This window comes from Mycolicibacterium sp. XJ879 (assembly GCF_053483935.1).
In genome coordinates this window covers 438,244-455,440 of sequence record NZ_JBEFTH010000002.1, presented here as the reverse complement: position 1 = coordinate 455,440, position 17,197 = coordinate 438,244, and the positions used below count along the sequence as shown (strand labels likewise).

Genomic DNA, 17,197 nt, shown 5'->3' with positions numbered 1-17,197 from the left:
TGCCAGGAACGCGATCATGACCGAGTCCACCGCGAGCCGTGACGTGCGGATCGCGCGCTGGGTGGCGATCGTCGCCGGTCTGCTGGGCTTCGTGCTGTCGGTCGCGACGCCGCTGTTGCCGGTGGTGCAGACGACGGCCACCTTAGAATGGCCGCAACGTCAAGACGGCCAGAGCCAGGTCAATGACGTGACCGCACCGCTGATCTCGTTGACCCCGGTGTCGATGACCGCGACGGTGCCATGCGATGTGGTCCGCTCGCTGCCACCGTCGGGGGGCATGGTGTTCGGCACCGCACCCAGCGACGGTAAGCAGGCCGCCCTGCAGTCGCTGTTCGTCGACGTGTCCGCCGAGCGGGTCGACATCACCGACCGCAACGTGGTGGTGGCCAGCGTGCCGCGCGCACAGGTGGTTGGCGGCGGAACGTCGCCAGGATGTTCCAGCATCGAGATCACGTCATCGGAAGAGGGCACGTACGCGACGTTCGTCGGGCTGACCGACACCGACGGCTCCGAACTGCGCAGCGGGTTCGCCGACCCGAACCTGCGCCCCCAGATCGTCGGCATCTTCACCGAGTTGACCGGCCCCGCACCGCCCGGCCTTTCGGTGTCGGCCACCATCGACACCCGGTTCTCGTCGAAGCCGACACCTTTGAAGCTGACCTCGATGGTGCTGGCGATTCTCAGCACCGTGCTCGCGCTGCTGGCGCTGTGGCGGCTGGACCGCATCGACGGGCGACGCATGCACCGGCTGATCCCGCAGCGGTGGCGCACGTTCACCGCCACCGACGCCACCGTCATCGGCGGGTTTGCGCTGTGGCATGTCATCGGCGCCAACTCGTCGGACGACGGCTACATCCTCGGCATGGCCCGCGTCGCCGGGCACGCCGGATACATGTCGAACTACTTCCGGTGGTTCGGCAGCCCCGAAGATCCGTTCGGCTGGTACTACAACCTGCTGGCGATGATGACCAGCGTCAGCGACGCCAGCATCTGGATCCGGTTGCCGGATCTGGTGTGCGGAATCATCTGCTGGCTCCTGCTGTCTCGTGAAGTGCTGCCCCGGCTGGGCCCCGCGGTCGCGGCCAGCAAGCCCGCGCTGTGGGCGGCCGGCCTGGTACTGCTGGCAGCGTGGATGCCGTTCAACAACGGCCTGCGCCCGGAGGGCCAGATCGCCACCGGCGCGCTGATCACCTACGTGCTGATCGAGCGGGCCATCGTCTCGGGTCGGCTGACACCGGCCGCGTTGGCGACGCTGACCGCGGCGTTCACGCTCGGCATCCAGCCGACCGGGCTGATCGCGGTCGCCGCGCTGCTCGCCGGCGGCCGACCGATCCTGCGAATCCTGGTGCGGCGACGCCGCTTTGTCGGCACCTGGCCGCTGGTGGCGCCGATGTTGGCGGCGGGCACCGTCATCCTGGCTTTCGTCTTCTTCGACCAGACGTTCGCGACCGTGCTCGAGGCGACCAGAATCCGCACGGACGTCGGGCCGAACCAGGAGTGGTACACCGAGAACCTGCGCTACTACTACCTGATCCTGCCGACGGTGGACGGATCGCTGTCGCGGCGGTTCGGGTTCCTGATCACCGCGCTGTGCCTGTTCGCGTCGATGTTCATCATGATGCGGCGCAAGCGGATTCCCGGTGTGGCGCGGGGTCCGGCGTGGCGGTTGATGGGTGTCATCTTCGGCACCATTTTCTTCCTGATGTTCACCCCGACCAAGTGGGTGCACCACTTCGGGCTGTTCGCGGCGGTCGGCGCCGCGATGGCGGCGCTGGCGACAGTGCTGGTGTCGCCGGCGGTGCTGCGCTGGTCACGTAACCGGATGGCGTTCCTGGCCGCGGTGTTCTTCCTGCTGGCGTTGTGTTTCGCCACCACCAACGGCTGGTGGTACGTGTCGAGTTTCGGGGTGCCGTTCAACAACGACATGCCGGAGATCGGCGGTGTCACCATCAGCGCCATCTTCTTCGTGCTGTTCGCGATCACCGCGCTCTACGCCTTGTGGCTGCACTTCGGGTCTCGTGATCGCGGAGAAGGCCGGATCGTGCGGGCGCTGACCGCCGCGCCCATCCCCGTCACCGCCGGGTTCATGGTGGTGGTGTTCGTCGGTTCGATGCTGGTGGGCGCGATCCGCCAGTACCCCACCTACTCCAACGCGTGGGCGAACCTGCGCGCCTTCGCCGGTGGCTGCGGGCTGGCCGACGACGTGCTGGTCGAACCCGATCCCAACGAGGGCTTTTTGACCCCGCTGCCGGGTGATTACGGCGCGCTGGGACCGCTGGGCGGTGTCGACCCGGTCGGCTTCACGCCCGACGGGGTGCCGGAAAAGATTGTCGCCGAAGCGATCCGGATGAACCTGCCGATGCCCGGTACGGACTACGACTGGGACCGGCCCACCGAACTCGACACCCCGGGCATCAACGGGTCGACGGTGCCGCTGCCGTACCAGCTCGACCCGGCGCGGGTACCGCTGGCCGGTAGTTACAGCACCGGGCCGCAACAGGAAAGCCTGTTGACGTCGGCGTGGTACGAGCTGCCACCGCCCGACGACGCGCACCCGTTGGTCGTCGTCACCGCCGCGGGCACCATCACCGGAGACAGCGTGTTCAACGCCCGCACCGAGGGCCAGACCGTCGAACTCGAGTACGCCCTGCCCGGCCCGGACGGAACGCCCGTGCCCGCGGGCCGAATGGTGCCCTACGACCTCGGGCCCATCCCGTCATGGCGCAATCTGCGGTTCCCCCGCTCCGAAATTCCGGCCGACGCGGTCGCGGTACGCGTTGTGGCCGATGACGATTCGTTGACGCGCGGCGACTGGGTGGCGGTCACCCCGCCGCGGGTACCTGAGCTGCGGTCGGTTCAGGAGTACGTCGGATCCGAGCAGCCGGTGCTGATGGACTGGGCGGTGGGCCTGGCGTTCCCGTGCCAGCAGCCGATGCTGCACGCCAACGGGGTCACCGAGATTCCCAAGTTCCGAATCACGCCGGACTACAACGCCAAACGTAAAGACACCGACACCTGGCAGGACGGTCTCAGCGGTGGGCTGCTGGGCATCACCGATCTGCTGCTGCGCGCGCATGTGATGGCCACCTACCTGTCGCAGGACTGGGGCCGCGACTGGGGTTCACTGCGCAAGTACGAGCTCACCCCCGACGCGCAGGGAGCGCAGCCGGCCGAACTCGAGTTCGGCACCACCACCCACAGCGGGCTGTACTCCCCCGGCCGCATCCGGATCAAACCGTAGGTGCGCGCCCCCCTTTTCTCGCGCGAGCGCGCGTGTCCGAGGGCGACACGCCGGTATTTCGCCGGAGTTTGCGCACGCTCGTCGTGATCTAGCCTGGGGCCGTGGATCGACTACGGCTCGGCGGCGCGGCGCTCACCCGGGTCATCGAGTGGCAGGTTGACCACCTTCCCACGGCGGTGTTCCCGCACACCCCCGCCGAGGCGTGGCAAGAGCACGCCGATGAGTTCTCGCCGGCGTTCTGGACCGACACCGGGTGGCGTATCGCCATGCAGGTGTGGGTGATCGAGGTCGACGGGCTCACCGTGCTCATCGACACCGGCGCGGGCAACGGCAAGTCCCGGCCGCGGATGGCCGTGCTGGACAATCTTCAAACCGACTTCCTACGGACGCTTTCGGCCGCGGGGTTCGATCCCGCCGACATCGACGTGGTCGTCAACACCCATCTGCACTTCGACCACGTCGGCTGGAACACCATGCGCGACGGCCAGACCTGGGTGCCGACCTTCCCCAATGCCCGTTACCTGATGCCGGCGGCCGACTATCGGCACTTCGCGCCCGACGGGCCGGTGCAGACGTCGACGCCGCACACCGAAGACGAGCAGTCGGCTCAGGATCATGTCCGAATAGTGTTCGCGGACAGCGTTTCTCCCGTCGAGGATCAGATCGAGCTGTGGTCCGAGGACCACCAGATCAGCGAGTCGGTGTGGTTGCGCCCCGCGCCGGGACACACCCCGGGGTCGTCGGTGGTGTGGCTGGACGCTGGCAACCCCGCGGTGTTCGTCGGGGACCTGACCCACTGCCCTATCCAACTCGCCCGGCCCGGTGATCCCTGTGCGTGGGACGAGGATTTCGAGGCGGCGGCCATGACGCGCCGACGGATCCTCACCGAAGCGTCCCGGCGTCGCGCGGCGGTCGTTCCCGCGCACTATCCGGGGCACGGCGGTGTGACGGTCGTTGCGCGCGGGGACGCGTTCATGGTCGACGACTGGCTCGAGTTTTCACCGATCTGAGACGCCGCTGTGACGAGCGTGCGCAAACTCCCGCGAAAGCTCGGCGTGTCGCCCTCTGACACGCACGCTCGCAGCAACAAGGTGAGAGGTTAAATCGGGGTCAGGCCGTGCTTGCGCTGCACGCGGTTGATCTGCTTGTCGCGCAACAGGTTCAGCGACCTGCGCAGAAGCAGCCGGGTCTCGTGCGGCTGGATCACCCCGTCGATGTAACCGCGCTCGGCCGCGATCCACGGGGTGGCCATGTTCAGGTTGTAGCCCTCGATGAACTCGGCCCGGATCTTCTGCACCTCCGGTGCGGTGGGGTCCGGGAACCGCTTCACCAACAGCTGCGCGGCACCCTCGGCGCCGATCACCGCGATCCGGGCCGTCGGCCACGCGAAGTTCAGGTCGGCGGAGAGCTGCTTGGAGCCCATCACCGCGTACGCGCCACCGTAGGACTTGCGGATCGTGATCGTCACCTTCGGCACATCGGCCTCGACGACGGCGTTGAGGAAACGTCCGCCGCGCTTGATGATACCGCCCTTCTCCTGCTCGACACCGGGCATGAAGCCGGGGGTGTCCACCACGAAAACCAGTGGCAGGTTGTAGGAGTCGCAGAACCGGATGAAGCGGGCCGCCTTGTCGGAAGCTTCGTTGTCGATCGAGCCGGACAGATACATCGGCTGGTTGGCGATCACCCCGACCGGACGCCCGTCGACACGGGCGAACGCGGTGATGATCGCCGGGCCCTGCTGCTCTGCGACATCGAACACGTCGCCGTCGTCGAAGATCCGCAACAGGATCTCGTGCATGTCGTAGGCCATGTTGTCGCTGTCCGGCACGATCGAGTCGAGTTCGTAATCGTGCGGAGTGATCTCGGGTTCCAGACCCGGGTTGACGATCGGTGCGTCGTCAAAGGTGTTGGCGGGCAGGAAGCTCAGGTAGTCGCGGACGTATTGGAACGCCGCGGCCTCGTCCTCGACGACTTGGTGGATGTTGCCGTAGCGGGCCTGCGCGTCGGCACCACCGAGTTCGTCGAGCGATACGTCCTCCCCGGTGACGTCCTTGATCACGTCCGGCCCGGTGACGAACATGTAGCCCTGATCGCGCACCGCCACCACGAGGTCGGTCTGGATCGGTGAATACACCGCTCCCCCAGCGCATTTACCGAGGATGATGGACACCTCGGGCACCAGGCCCCGCAGCAGCTCGTGGCGGCGACCCAGCTCGGCGTACCACGCCAGCGAGGTCACCGCGTCCTGGATCCGGGCCCCTGCGGAGTCGTTGATGCCGATGATCGGACAGCCGACCATCGCCACCCACTCCATCAGCTTGGCGACTTTGCGGCCGAACATCTCCCCGACCGAGCCCTGAAAGACCGTCTGGTCGTGGCTGAACACCCCGACCGGCCTGCCGTTGATCCGGCCGTGTCCGGTCACCACACCGTCGCCGAACAGCGCGTCGGGATCACCGGGAGTCTTCGCCAAGGCGCCGATCTCAAGGAAGCTGCCCGGGTCCAGCAGCGCATGGATGCGGTCGCGGGCGCTGGGAATGCCCTTCTTCGCGCGCTTGGCGACTGCCTTCTCACCGCCGGGCTCCTTGGCCTGCTCCAGCTTTTCGCGCAGCTCGGCCAACAGTTCAGCGGTGGTCTTGGAGCGGGTGGGCGGGAGAGATTCCGTGGTCACTTCGCCTGCTTCTCCTCAGACTCGATACGGCTGATCGCTTCGCTCATATGGGCGCCGACCTTCGCAATGTACGGCTCGTCGATCGCCTGGATGTGTTCACCCCCGATGGGCACGACCTCCAGGTCGGAGACGAACTCGCCCCACCCGCCGTCGGGTTTGCGCGTCGCGTAGCGCGGCTCGAAATAGATCGCGTCATCGTGGTAGCGGTCGGCCATGTACAGGGTGACCTTGCCGTCATAGGGCTTGATCTCGGCGGTGTCGATCGCCCGCTGGTCCAGGTACGACGTGCGCTGGTGCTCGATGATGCCGCCCGGGATCTGCACGCCGCTCTGGCTCACCACGTCGAGCACGAACTGCACCTGGCCCTCGTCGTCGAGCTTTTCGAGCTCCTCGTACGGGATCTCGGGAACTTCGACGTTGAACGTGCGCTCGGCGAAGCGGGCGTAGCGGTCCCAGCGGGCCCGGGTCTCTTCCTGCGTCTGCGGGATCTCCTCGCCCGGGCGCACCGCGTCGATCAGCCCGACGAAGCCGACGTTGGCGCCGGCCTGCTTGAGTCCGATCGCGCACGCATAGGCGAGCACCCCGCCCAGCGACCAGCCGGCGAGGATGAACGGTTTGTCGCCGTTGAGCTCCAACAGCTTCGGCACATATTCGCGGGCGCGCTCCTCGATCGAGCCCTCCACCCGCTCGATGCCGTACATCGGGGTGTCCGTCGGCAGGCGTTTCAGCAGCGGCTCGTAGACCACCGTCGATCCGCCCGCGGCATGGAACACGTACACCGGGATGCGGTCCGACCCTTCCTGCGGTGCGCGCAGCGTCCGCACGAAGCCGTCGATCTTGCCGCCTTCGAGGTACTCGCGGACCGTCGTGGCCAGTTCCTCGATGGTCTTGGCGGCGCGCACGTCGTCGACGGTGACGGTGCCCTCGTCGACCCGTTCGGTCAGCCGCTCGGCGATCTTGGCCGCGGTGGCGTCGTCGATCGTGGGCAGATCGTTGAAGATGCCGCCCGGCGACTTTCCGGTGATGATGGCCCAGGTCGCGAACGTGACGCGCTCGGCGGCATCGCGCGGCGGCACGTCGGAGCCCAACGCCTCGGTGACCGCTTCCTGGGTCAGCACTTTGGACGCGGCGGCCACCGTCGACTTCGACGGCCCGTCAGCCTGGGGTCCGCTGGGATCCGTCGGCGGCGGCGGAATCGGCGGACCGCTCGGATCGGTCGGCGGCGCGGGGATGTCGGACTCCGTGGCCGTGCCCGCGCTGGTGAGCGGGGATTCACCGGTTCGCTCGGCCAGCACCTGCTCGAGTTCGGCGACGGTGGACGCGCCACCCATCAGCTCGGCCTGCTCGGCCGCGATCTCCTCGGGGGTCTTGGTCTTCTGGTGTTCGGCGAGCTGGTCGACCTCGTCGCGGTGCTCGATCGCGTACTCGATCAGCTTCTCGACCGCGTACAGGTTGGCGTCACGCACCGCGGTCAGCTGGATCGGCGGCAGGTCGAAGTCGTATTCGACGCGGTTCTTGATCCGCACCGCCATCAGGGAGTCCAGGCCGAGCTCGATCAGCGGAACCTCCCACGGCAGGTCCTCGGGCTCGTAACCCATTGCGCCGCCGACGATCGCGCCCAGCCGGTCATGAATGGTCTCCCCGGAGTCCGGTGACCACTTGGCGAAGCCCGCGGCCAGCCCCGCGCCCGCAGTCAAATTGTCCTGCAAGATCTCCGCAGAGTCTTCCTCGGGACCATCGGCAGGAGCAGCTGAAACCTGTTCGGCCACCGTCGAACCCGTGGCCACCGCGATCGGCAACGCGCCTGCCGCACCATCGCGGCTCACCACCGCGTCGTATACCAGCGTGAACGACTCGTCGATGCGTGAGTGCACCTGCACGGCCGCGCCGCCGGGATGACGGGTCAGCGTGGTAACCAGCCGCGCGCCTTCGCCGGGCACCGCGCGCTGCTCGGATGCGACCAGCTTGGCATCCGGGAGCACCTGTGCGGCAGCGGCTTTCACCAGCGCCGCCAAATCCGGTTCACCCTTGGGTGCAAACTCCCAGACATGGCGCCCGTCGGGCATGGCGACATGGTTGCCGGGCATCATCATCGAGCTGTCACCGGTGAACCGCGCCTCCAGCCAGTGCGGCTTGCGGCGGAACCGGGTCGGCGGGATGTTGGCGTACTCGACCCCGGTGGACCGCCGGGGAAACAGGGTCCGGAAGTCCAGGTCGTGCCCATGCACGTACAGCTGCGCCATCGCCGAGATCATTGAGTCGACTTCGTCCTGCTTGCGCGCCAACGTCGCGATCAGCTGTGCGTCGTGCAGGCCTGCAGCGGCCGTGGTGAGGCCAACCTGCATGAGCGCCACCGGGTTCGGGGCCAGCTCGAGGAACGTGGTGTGGCCGTTGTCGACGGCGTTGCGCACGCCGTGGGTGAAGTAGACGCTGTGCCGCAGCCCCTTCTTCCAGTAGTCCACGTCGTGGATCGTCTCGCCGGGGCGGATGTAGTTGCCCTCGTGCACGGTCGAGAAGTATCCGATCTTGATCGGATGGGCTTCGATCCCGATCAGTTCGGCGGCCAGTTCACCGAGCAGCGGGTCCATCTGCGAGGTGTGGCTGGCGCCCTTGGTCTGGAACTTGCGGGCGAACTTACCCTCGGACTCGGCGCGGGCGATGATCGCGTCCACCTGTTCGGGCGGTCCGCCGATGACGGTCTGGGTGGGCGCGGCGTAAACGCACACCTCGAGGTCGTTGAAGTCGGCGAACACCGTCTCGATCTCCTCGGGCGAATACTCGACCAAGGCCATCAACCGGATCCACTCGCCGAACAGCATCGCCTCGCCCTCGCCCATCAGATGCGAGCGTGAGCAGATGGTGCGGGTGGCGTCCTCCAGCGACAAACCGCCCGCGAAGTAGGCCGCGGCCGCCTCACCTAGCGACTGACCCACCACCGCAGCGGGTTTCGCGCCATGGTGGCGCAGCAGCTCACCGAGTGCGATCTGGATCCCGAAGATGGTGATCTGCGTGGTCTCGATGCCGTAGTCCTGCGCGTCGTCGAGGATCAGCTCGACGATCGAATAGCCGCGCTCGTCCTGCACATGCGCGTCGACCTTGTTGATCCACTCGGCGAAGACGTCGTTACGCAGGTACAGGCTCTTGGCCATCTTGCGGTGCTGCGCACCGAATCCCGCCAGCACCCACACCGGCCCGTTGGTGACCGGGCCGTCGGCGCTGTACACGTTCGGGTTCTGCTTGCCCTCGGCGACGGCCCGCAGCCCCTTGATGGCTTCATCGTGGTCGTGGGCCAGCACCACGGCGCGCGAGCGGCCGTGGTTGCGACGCGACAGCGCCCGCCCGATCGACTCCAGCGACGACGCGCGACCTTCCGGGCTGTCGATCCAGTCGGCCAGCTCAGCAGCGGTGGCCTTCTTGCGCGACGTCAAAAATCCCGAAACCGCAAGCGGTACAACCGGTGTCGGCTGTTCACCGGACTCCAGCTCCTCGCGAGCCACCGCCAGCAGCCGCAGCGCCTCTTCGGTCAGCCCCGGCAGTTCCGGTTCGTCCTCGGCCACGTGCGCCGGGCGATCCAAACCGTCGTCATCGTCGTCAGAGATGAACTCGCCGTACTCGTCCATCCGCACGCCGCCCACGTAGACCGCCTCGGCCTCCGACGCCGCCGGCTTCTCGGGTTCGGGCTCCGGCTTCGGTTCGGGCTCGACCAGATCGGACGGCAACACCTCGCGCAGCACCAGATGCGCGTTGGCGCCGCCGAAACCGAACCCGGACACGCCGGTGATGGCGTGCCCGCTGTAGCGCGGCCAGTCGGTGACGGTGTCGGCCACCTTCAGGTGCACGCCGTCGAAGTCGATGTACGGGTTAGGCCCGGCGTAGTTGATCGACGGGGGGATCTTGTCGTTACGCAGCGCCATCGCCATCTTCGCGAGGCTGGCCGCGCCCGCCGCCGATTCCAGGTGGCCCACATTGGATTTCACTGCGCCCAGCAGCGCCGGCTTATCAGCTGCGCGTCCCCTGCCGACGACACGTCCCAGCGCGTCGGCCTCGATCGGGTCGCCCAGGATGGTGCCGGTGCCGTGCGCCTCGACGTAGTCGACGACGCGCGGGTCGATTCCGGCGTCCTTGTACGCCTTGCGCAACACCTCGGCCTGCGCGTCGGGGTTGGGCGCGAGCAGCCCGTTGGACCGGCCGTCGTGGTTGACCGCGCTGCCGGCGATGACGGCGATGATGTCGTCCCCGTCGCGGCGCGCATCGCCGAGACGTTTGAGCACCAGCATGCCGCCGCCCTCGGAGCGGGCGTAGCCGTCGGCGTCGGCGGAGAAGGACTTGATCCGCCCGTCCGGCGCCAGCACGCCGCCGACCTCGTCGAAGCCGACGGTGACCAGCGGCGTGATCAGCGCGTTGACCCCGCCGACGATCGCGACGTCGGCCTCACCGGACCGCAGCGCCTGCACACCCTGGTGGGCGGCCACCAGCGAGCTCGAGCACGCCGTGTCGATGGCGACCGACGGGCCGCGGAAGTCGTAGAAGTAGGACACCCGGTTGGCGATGATCGAACTGGCCGTGCCGGTGATCGCGTACGGGTGCGCGATCGACGGATCAGACATCGCCAGGAAGCTGTAGTCGTTCAGCGAGCTGCCGATGTAGACGCCGACGCTCTCCCCGCGCAGGCTCGACGCCGGGATGCGGGCGTGTTCCAATGCCTCCCAGGTCAATTCGAGCGCCATCCGCTGCTGCGGATCGATGTTGTCGGCCTCCATCTTCGACAGCGCGAAGAACTCGGAGTCAAAACCCTTGATATCGGACAGGTATCCGCCGCGGGTGCGCGCCTTGGCGACCCGTTCGGCGATGCGCGGTTCGCCGAGGAACTCCTCCCAGCGGCCCTCGGGCAGATCGGTGATCGCGTCGCGCCCTTCCAGCAGCGCCTGCCACGTCTGCTCCGCGGTGTTCATATCGCCGGGAAAGCGGGTGGCGATGCCCACGATGGCGATGTTGGCGGTGTCTTCGTCGACATCGCGGGTCCAGTCCTCGGCCCCGGCGACGTCGGCGTCTTCGAGTTCCGGTTCGCCCTCGATGATCACGGTCGCCAACGACTCGATGGTCGGATGCCGGAACGCGACCGTGGCGGTCAGCGTGACGCCGGTGAGGTCCTCGATGTCGCTGGCCATCGCGACCGCGTCGCGCGAGGACAGGCCCAACTCCACCATCGCGGTGGAGTCGTTGATCTGGTCGGCGGACTGTCCGGTGGCGTTGGCGATCCAGTTGCGCAGCCAGGCGCGCATCTCGGCGACCGTCATGTCGGTTCTCGGAGCCGCGTCAGCGGCGACATCGGACCGGGGCGCGGTCTCCGAATTTTCGGTCGCCAGCTGGATCTCGGGTGCCGCGGCGGAGTCCGCGTGCTGGGAATCGTCTTGTGTATCAGCCATTTCAGCGAAGTATCACCGTCAGTCGGTTTCGTCGGGGAAGGCGTTGGCGATCTTGCCGCTGCGCAGGCTACCGTCCAGATAGGCGGCGCGGCAGGCGCGTCGGCCGATCTTGCCGCTGGACGTGCGCGGAATCGCGCCCGCCGCGGTCAGCAGCACGTCGCGCACCGTGACACCGTGGCGCACGGCGATCGCAGCGCGGATGTCGTCGGCGATCGGGCCCATGTCGAGCTTGTGCGCTCCCGGCGCCCGCTCACCGACGATCACAAGCTGTTCGGAGGTGTCGCTGGGATCGCGTTTGAGCCCGGCGTGTGAGTCCGCGAAAACCTCGGCCGGCAACTGGTTGGCCGGAACCGAGAACGCCGCGACGAATCCGGTGCGCAGCGCCTTGGTCGCTTCCTGCGCCGAGTACTCGAGGTCCTGCGGGTAGTGGTTGCGGCCGTCGATGATCACCAGATCCTTGGTGCGCCCGGTGATGTAGAGCTCGCCGTCGTGGTAGGCACCCAGGTCACCGGTGCGCACCCAGGTCGCGTCGTCGGAGGCGCCCTCGGCGTGCGACGGGTTGGTGCGCGACTTCAGGATGTTCTGGAAGGTGGCCAACGTCTCCTCGGGCTTACCCCAGTACCCGGTGCCCATGTTCTGGCCGCTGATCCAGACCTCGCCGATCTGCCCGTCGGGCAGTTCGGTCGCGGTGTCGTTGTCGACGATGACGGCCCACTCGGCCAGCCCGATCTTGCCCGCGCCGGCCTGCGCCACCGCCTTCGGCGAGTCCTCGGGAACCTCCACGAAGCGGTGGTTGTTCAGCTCGTCGCGGTCGACGTAGACGATCGACGGTTCGGCGTCCATCGGTGTGGTCGACACGAACAGCGTCGCCTCGGCCAGCCCGTAGGACGGTTTGATGGCCTGCGGCTGAAATCCGAAGGGGCCGAAAGCCTCGTTGAACCGGCGCACGGTGGCCGCCGAGATCGGCTCGCTGCCGTTGAGGATGCACTTGACGTTGGACAGGTCCAGCGGCGGCTCACCGTCTTTGGGCACGCCGCGCGCCGCAGCGTGGTCGAACGCGAAGTTCGGCGCCACCGAGATGGTGCCCCCGGTGTCGTCTTCCTTACGGGCCAGCTCACGGATCCACCGACCGGGCCTGCGCACGAACGCCGCGGGCGTCATGAACGTGATGTAGTGGCCGATCATCGGCGACAGCAGCACGGTGATCAGGCCCATGTCATGGAAGAACGGCAACCAGGACACGCCCCGGTCGCCTTCCTGACCGTCGAGCGCCTCAATCACCTGCACCACGTTGGTGGCCAGGTTCAGGTGGGTGATCTGCACCCCGGTCGGGATGCGCGTCGAACCGGAGGTGTACTGCAGGTAGGCGATGGTGTCGTGTTGGACGTCGACCGGCTCCCAGGTGGCACCGACTTCGTCGGGCACCGCGTCGACGGCGATGACACGGGGACGTTCCTTGGCCGGCCGGCTGCGGAAGAACTTACGCACCCCTTCGGCGGCCTCGGTCGTGGTCAGGATGGCCGAGGGGTGGCAGTCGTCGAGCACGGCGTGCAGGCGTCCGACGTGGCCTGGCTCGCCCGGATCGAACAGCGGAACCGCGATGCGCCCGGAGTAGAGCGTGCCGAAGAACGCGACCAGGTACTCGAGGTTCTGCGGGCACAGGATCGCGACCCGGTCGCCGGGTTCGGTGACCTGCTGCAGGCGCGCGCCCACCGCGCGGTTTCGGATGCCGAAGTCCGCCCAGTGCAGATCGCGTGCGACGCCGTCGCGCTCGGTGGAGAAGTCCAGGAACCGGTAGGCGACCTTGTCCCCACGCACCTTCGCCCACCGTTCGACGTGCTTGACCAAGCTGCCGTTGTCCGGGAACTTGATCAGTCCGTCTTTGATGAACGGATTGTGGAAGGCCATCTCATACTCCTGTCAAGAACCACTCGCGTCAGCGCCGGTGATCACGCATCCTGCGCAACCCCAAACCCCCAGATCGTAGCCGGTGTAAGACCCGCACCAGGTGGGGCGCTCTGAGCTGCGTTGTTCGGGCGCGCCGACGCCCGCTGGTCTTAGCTATTTCTTAATGTTAGGTGACCGCAGGTCACTCGCCAAATCCCTTCGGTCACAGGTCAGCCATGTTTCGGGCGCGGAGCGTTATCGATCAGTTCCCGTGCCCAATTGAGGGTCCAGGCGGTGGCCGAAGCCCCGTTGACATTCCAGAACTCGGGCGTGGCGTACATGGCGTGGATCGGTTGGCCGGCCCCTCCGCTGAGCACTTCCAGCGTCTTGGGCAGTTGGGTGATGTTGAACGCCGATTCGGGCGCCGAACAGATCAGATCGCCGCGCGCACAGATCTCGTAGGTGCGGTCGTTGAGCAGTCCGAAGCCGCCCGGCCGCGGCCCGGTCATATCCAGGCCGAACTCATCCAACAGCGGGATCTCGTCGAGCGTGATCTCGGCGCCGACGCCCGGCGGGGTGGGGCCGACGTCCTTGCCGACGCCGGTCTGGCGGCGGCCGTCGGCGATCAGTGTCACCCCGAGCACAAGGTCCTCGTCGACCGGTCCGCGGCCGTTGCCGATATCGCTGGCGATGTCACCGGCGATCACCGCACCCTGCGAGAATCCGATCAGCACGTAGCTGGTCAGCGGGCAGCGTTCGTTCATGTCGGTCATGGCCTTGACCGTGTTGTGGTAGCCCTCGGCGCGGCTGTCGTTGTAGGACATCTGGTTGTCTGATGAGAACGGGTTGCTGAACTGCGCCGTGTACGGAACGGTGTACACCTCGAGGCGGTCCTGACCGAACTCCGCACGGATCGGGTTGGTGGCGTTGAGCAGCAACGCGATGGGGAACTGCGCGGGGTTGTGCGGATCCATCTGCGGTGACGATTCCCACGTGCCGGGCACCGAGATCAGCTGCACATCCGGGCAGCTGGCGTCCTGGAACTCCGGGCGCGGCTTCCTGGGCGGCACCACGACGCCGGGAGGCGCCGTGGTGGGCGGCACGGCACCTGGACGCGTGTCGGGTGTGCGCTGCCACACCCACACCAGGGTCGCGACCAACACCACCACCAGCGCTACCGCCCCAGCTGCGGTGAGCGCGAGGATGCGATGGCGTTTCCGCCGATTGGTCTTGGCCATGGATGCTCGGATCTTCCGTTAGCAGAGTCGTTGGGTCGCGATGCGAATGTAGTCGGCAGTCGCTGCGTCGACATCCGCCGCCGACGGTGGGTTGGCAGAAAGCTGGTCGTCGTCGGCGTCGCTGCGCACCAGCGGATGGACGATGTCCCACACCGCCTCCTCGCCGTGCTTGGCCGCGCGCGCCTGACATACGTAGGAGCCGATGTTCAACGCCATCAGGTCACTCGACGGCGTCACGCCCGCCGCAGCAAGCGCGTCGAGGTAGCTCCGCTGGCGGTCGGTGACGACGAGCGCGTTGGATTCACCGCCCGAGGCGGGTGGGCCCGGCGGCGTGGCGCCGCCGTGGCCGTGCACCGCCTCGGTCTCGGCGGTGGGTTCTTTGATCGCGATCTCCTCGTCGCCCGCGCATCCGCTCAGCAACAGGGTCGCGGAGGCCACCAGTAGCGACGGCAGCGTCACCGCCGCCCTTCTGAGTCCCGCTTGCACGCCTCTAAGGTACCGGCTGAGTCTGTGCGAACCGCCCAGCGCGGCAACGCTTGAGTTACTTGATCGTGGTGACCAATTCGCCCTTCATCGCGGCCAGCTGAGCACTCCAGTTGCCCCAGTCGTGATTGCCGGAGGTCGGGAAGTCGAAGTGCCCGTTTTTACCGCCGACACCGCGATAGTGCTGGTAGAACTCGCGGTTGGTGCCCTGGGCGATATCGCAGTAGCCGATCATCGCGGCCGGATCGGTGCATCCACCGGCGGGTGGGCTGAACACCCATAGCCGGGTGTTGTTGTCGGCGAGCAACTGCACGTGCACGTTGGGCGAATGCCACTTCCACCGGCCCAACTGTGGCAAACCCCACATGTTGCGGGTTTCCACACCGCCGTACTGCGCCAGGCCCGCTGTGATCGCGCCGTCGACCCCGGTGCGCTCCGGGGTCAAAAAGCCCGACAGCGAACCGGCGAAACGGTAGCGGTCCGGGTGAAACGTCGCCATCGCCATCGCGCCGTAGCCGCCCTGCGCGGCGCCGACGATGCCGTGGCCGCCGGGTGCGAGGCCCTTGTTGGCGGCCAGCCAGTTCGGCAGCTCATCGGCCAGGAACGTCTCCCACTGCTTGCTGCCGTCCAGCTCCCAGTTGGTGTACATGCTCCACGCGCCGCCTGCCGGGGCCACCACCGAGATGCCCTGACCCGCGAGGGTGTTCATCGCGTTGCCTGCCGTCACCCAGTTGCTGACGTCGGGCGCGGCGTTGAAGGCATCGAGCAGCACGACGGCGTGCGGGCCGCCTGCCAAGAACGAGACCGGGATGTCGCGGCCCATCGCCGGTGACGGCACCATCAACATCTCGACGGCCTTGGCGTCGGGCGCCATGGACGTGCCTGCCGACCACAGGCCCAGCGTCAGCGCCAGCGTCAGGAGTCCTCGGATCAAACCACGCATCAACTACGCCACCTCACGTTCGTCTGATGTCCCCGCGCGAGGTAGTCAATCACACCAGCACCCGGGAACCGCCCGAAATGGCTGACGGCGGCGACCCGCAGAGGATCGCCGCCGTCAACTACGTGTCGCGGATCAGCCGGTTAGCTGCCGTCCTCCGACGTCACCGAGGCCTCCGTGGCGATCGGAGTGGTCGGCTGCGGGGTGGCACCCAGCACGCGCTGGATATCCGGTTTCATCTGCTGCAGCTGCTGACCCCAGTACTCCCAGCTGTGGGTACCGGATTGCGGGAAGTTGAACACACCGTTCTTACCGCCGGCAGCGAGGTACTCCTCCTGGAACGTCTCGTTGGTCCGCAAGGTGAACTTCTCCAGGAACTCCGCGTTGAAGTTGTCACCGGCCAACCGGCCGTTGATCTCGGCAGGCTTGCCGTTGCCGCAGAACACCCAGATCCGGGTGTTGTTGGCGACCAGCCGGTCGATGTTGACCATCGGGTCGTTGCGCTCCCACGCGTTGTTGGGGTCTTCGGTGCGGCCCCACATGTCGTTGGCGTCATAGCCGCCGGCATCGCCCATCGACATGTTGACCAGCATCGGCCACCAGCCCTCGGACAGGTTCAAGAAGCCCGAGAGGGATCCGGCGTACTGGAACTGCTGCGGGTAGTAGATCGCCAGCGTCAGCGCGGCCGAGCCCGCCATCGACAGGCCCACCGCCGCGTTGCGATTGGGGTTCACGCCCTTGTTGGCGGCCAGGTAGGCAGGCAGTTCCTGGGTGAGGAACGTCTCCCACTTGTAGGTCGAGCAGCCGTTGTCGCCGCAGGCCGGGCTGTACCAGTCGCTGTAGAAGCTGGACTGGCCGCCGACGGGCATGATCACCGCGAGGCCGGAGTCCAGATACCACTCGAAGGCGGCGGTCTCGATGTCCCAGCCGTTGAAGTCGTCGCGGGCGCGAAGCCCGTCCAGAAGATAGACCCCTGGTGCGTCGGGGCCGCCGTTTTGGAACTGCACCTTGATGTCGCGTCCCATCCCCGCGGATGGCACCATCAGGTACTCGACCGGCAGACCCGGACGAGAGAAGGCCTCCGCGGTCGCCGAGCCTCCAGCGAGGCTGACGAACCCGGGCAGCACGGCTGCTGCGAGGGCCGCAACCGTGAGCCGGCGCGGCAGCGTTCTCGCCGCACGCCGGATCTTGCCAACAAACTTCATGCTTGATCTATCCCATCTGTCGTATGCCGCACGCGGATGCTGCCCCCAGACCGTGCCGCGTTGCTCGTGCAGTCAACCACAACTTGCTGTGATCCTTCTATTT

9 protein-coding genes are annotated in these 17,197 nt (G+C 67.2%); 2 read left to right on the top strand and 7 right to left on the bottom strand.

Annotated elements, in window-relative coordinates; genetic code table 11:
- The first annotated feature begins 16 nt into the window (after positions 1-16).
- Both ABQF13_RS05890 and ABQF13_RS05885 read left to right on the top strand, forming a co-directional pair.
- Positions 17-3,241: an arabinosyltransferase domain-containing protein gene (locus tag ABQF13_RS05890; RefSeq protein ID WP_448391782.1), complete on the top strand. Its 3,225-nt coding sequence runs from the start codon at positions 17-19 to the stop codon at positions 3,239-3,241.
- Positions 3,242-3,342: 101 nt separating this feature from the next.
- Complete coding sequence (locus ABQF13_RS05885) at positions 3,343-4,251, top strand: MBL fold metallo-hydrolase (protein WP_448391781.1); 909 nt, start codon at positions 3,343-3,345, stop codon at positions 4,249-4,251.
- 89 nt (positions 4,252-4,340) lie between these two features.
- On the opposite strand, the gene ABQF13_RS05880 is transcribed toward ABQF13_RS05885, so the two are convergent.
- The 7 genes from ABQF13_RS05880 to ABQF13_RS05850 form a co-directional block, all read right to left on the bottom strand.
- The gene (locus tag ABQF13_RS05880) at positions 4,341-5,915 is read right to left on the bottom strand and encodes an acyl-CoA carboxylase subunit beta (protein ID WP_448391780.1); all 1,575 of its coding nucleotides are present in this window, start codon (positions 5,913-5,915) and stop codon (positions 4,341-4,343) included.
- Positions 5,912-11,341 (bottom strand): polyketide synthase Pks13, encoded by a 5,430-nt coding sequence (gene pks13 / locus ABQF13_RS05875; RefSeq protein ID WP_448391779.1) that lies wholly within the window; start codon positions 11,339-11,341, stop codon positions 5,912-5,914. The genes ABQF13_RS05880 and pks13 overlap by 4 nt, the downstream gene beginning before the upstream one ends.
- Positions 11,342-11,359: 18 nt before the next feature.
- Positions 11,360-13,249 (bottom strand): long-chain-fatty-acid--AMP ligase FadD32, encoded by a 1,890-nt coding sequence (gene fadD32 / locus ABQF13_RS05870; RefSeq protein WP_448391778.1) that lies wholly within the window; start codon positions 13,247-13,249, stop codon positions 11,360-11,362.
- Between the two features lie 209 nt (positions 13,250-13,458).
- Positions 13,459-14,466: a carboxylesterase Culp6 gene (culp6, locus tag ABQF13_RS05865; RefSeq protein ID WP_448391777.1), complete on the bottom strand. Its 1,008-nt coding sequence runs from the start codon at positions 14,464-14,466 to the stop codon at positions 13,459-13,461.
- Between the two features lie 18 nt (positions 14,467-14,484).
- Positions 14,485-14,952 carry a DUF732 domain-containing protein gene (locus tag ABQF13_RS05860; protein ID WP_448391776.1) on the bottom strand — a complete coding sequence of 156 codons (468 nt, stop codon included), beginning with the start codon at positions 14,950-14,952 and terminating at the stop codon, positions 14,485-14,487.
- Between the two features lie 55 nt (positions 14,953-15,007).
- Positions 15,008-15,892, bottom strand: coding sequence for an alpha/beta hydrolase-fold protein (locus ABQF13_RS05855; RefSeq protein ID WP_448391775.1), 885 nt, complete (start codon positions 15,890-15,892; stop codon positions 15,008-15,010).
- A gap of 140 nt (positions 15,893-16,032) precedes the next feature.
- Positions 16,033-17,094 (bottom strand): esterase family protein, encoded by a 1,062-nt coding sequence (locus tag ABQF13_RS05850; RefSeq protein ID WP_448391774.1) that lies wholly within the window; start codon positions 17,092-17,094, stop codon positions 16,033-16,035.
- Positions 17,095-17,197 lie beyond the last annotated feature (103 nt).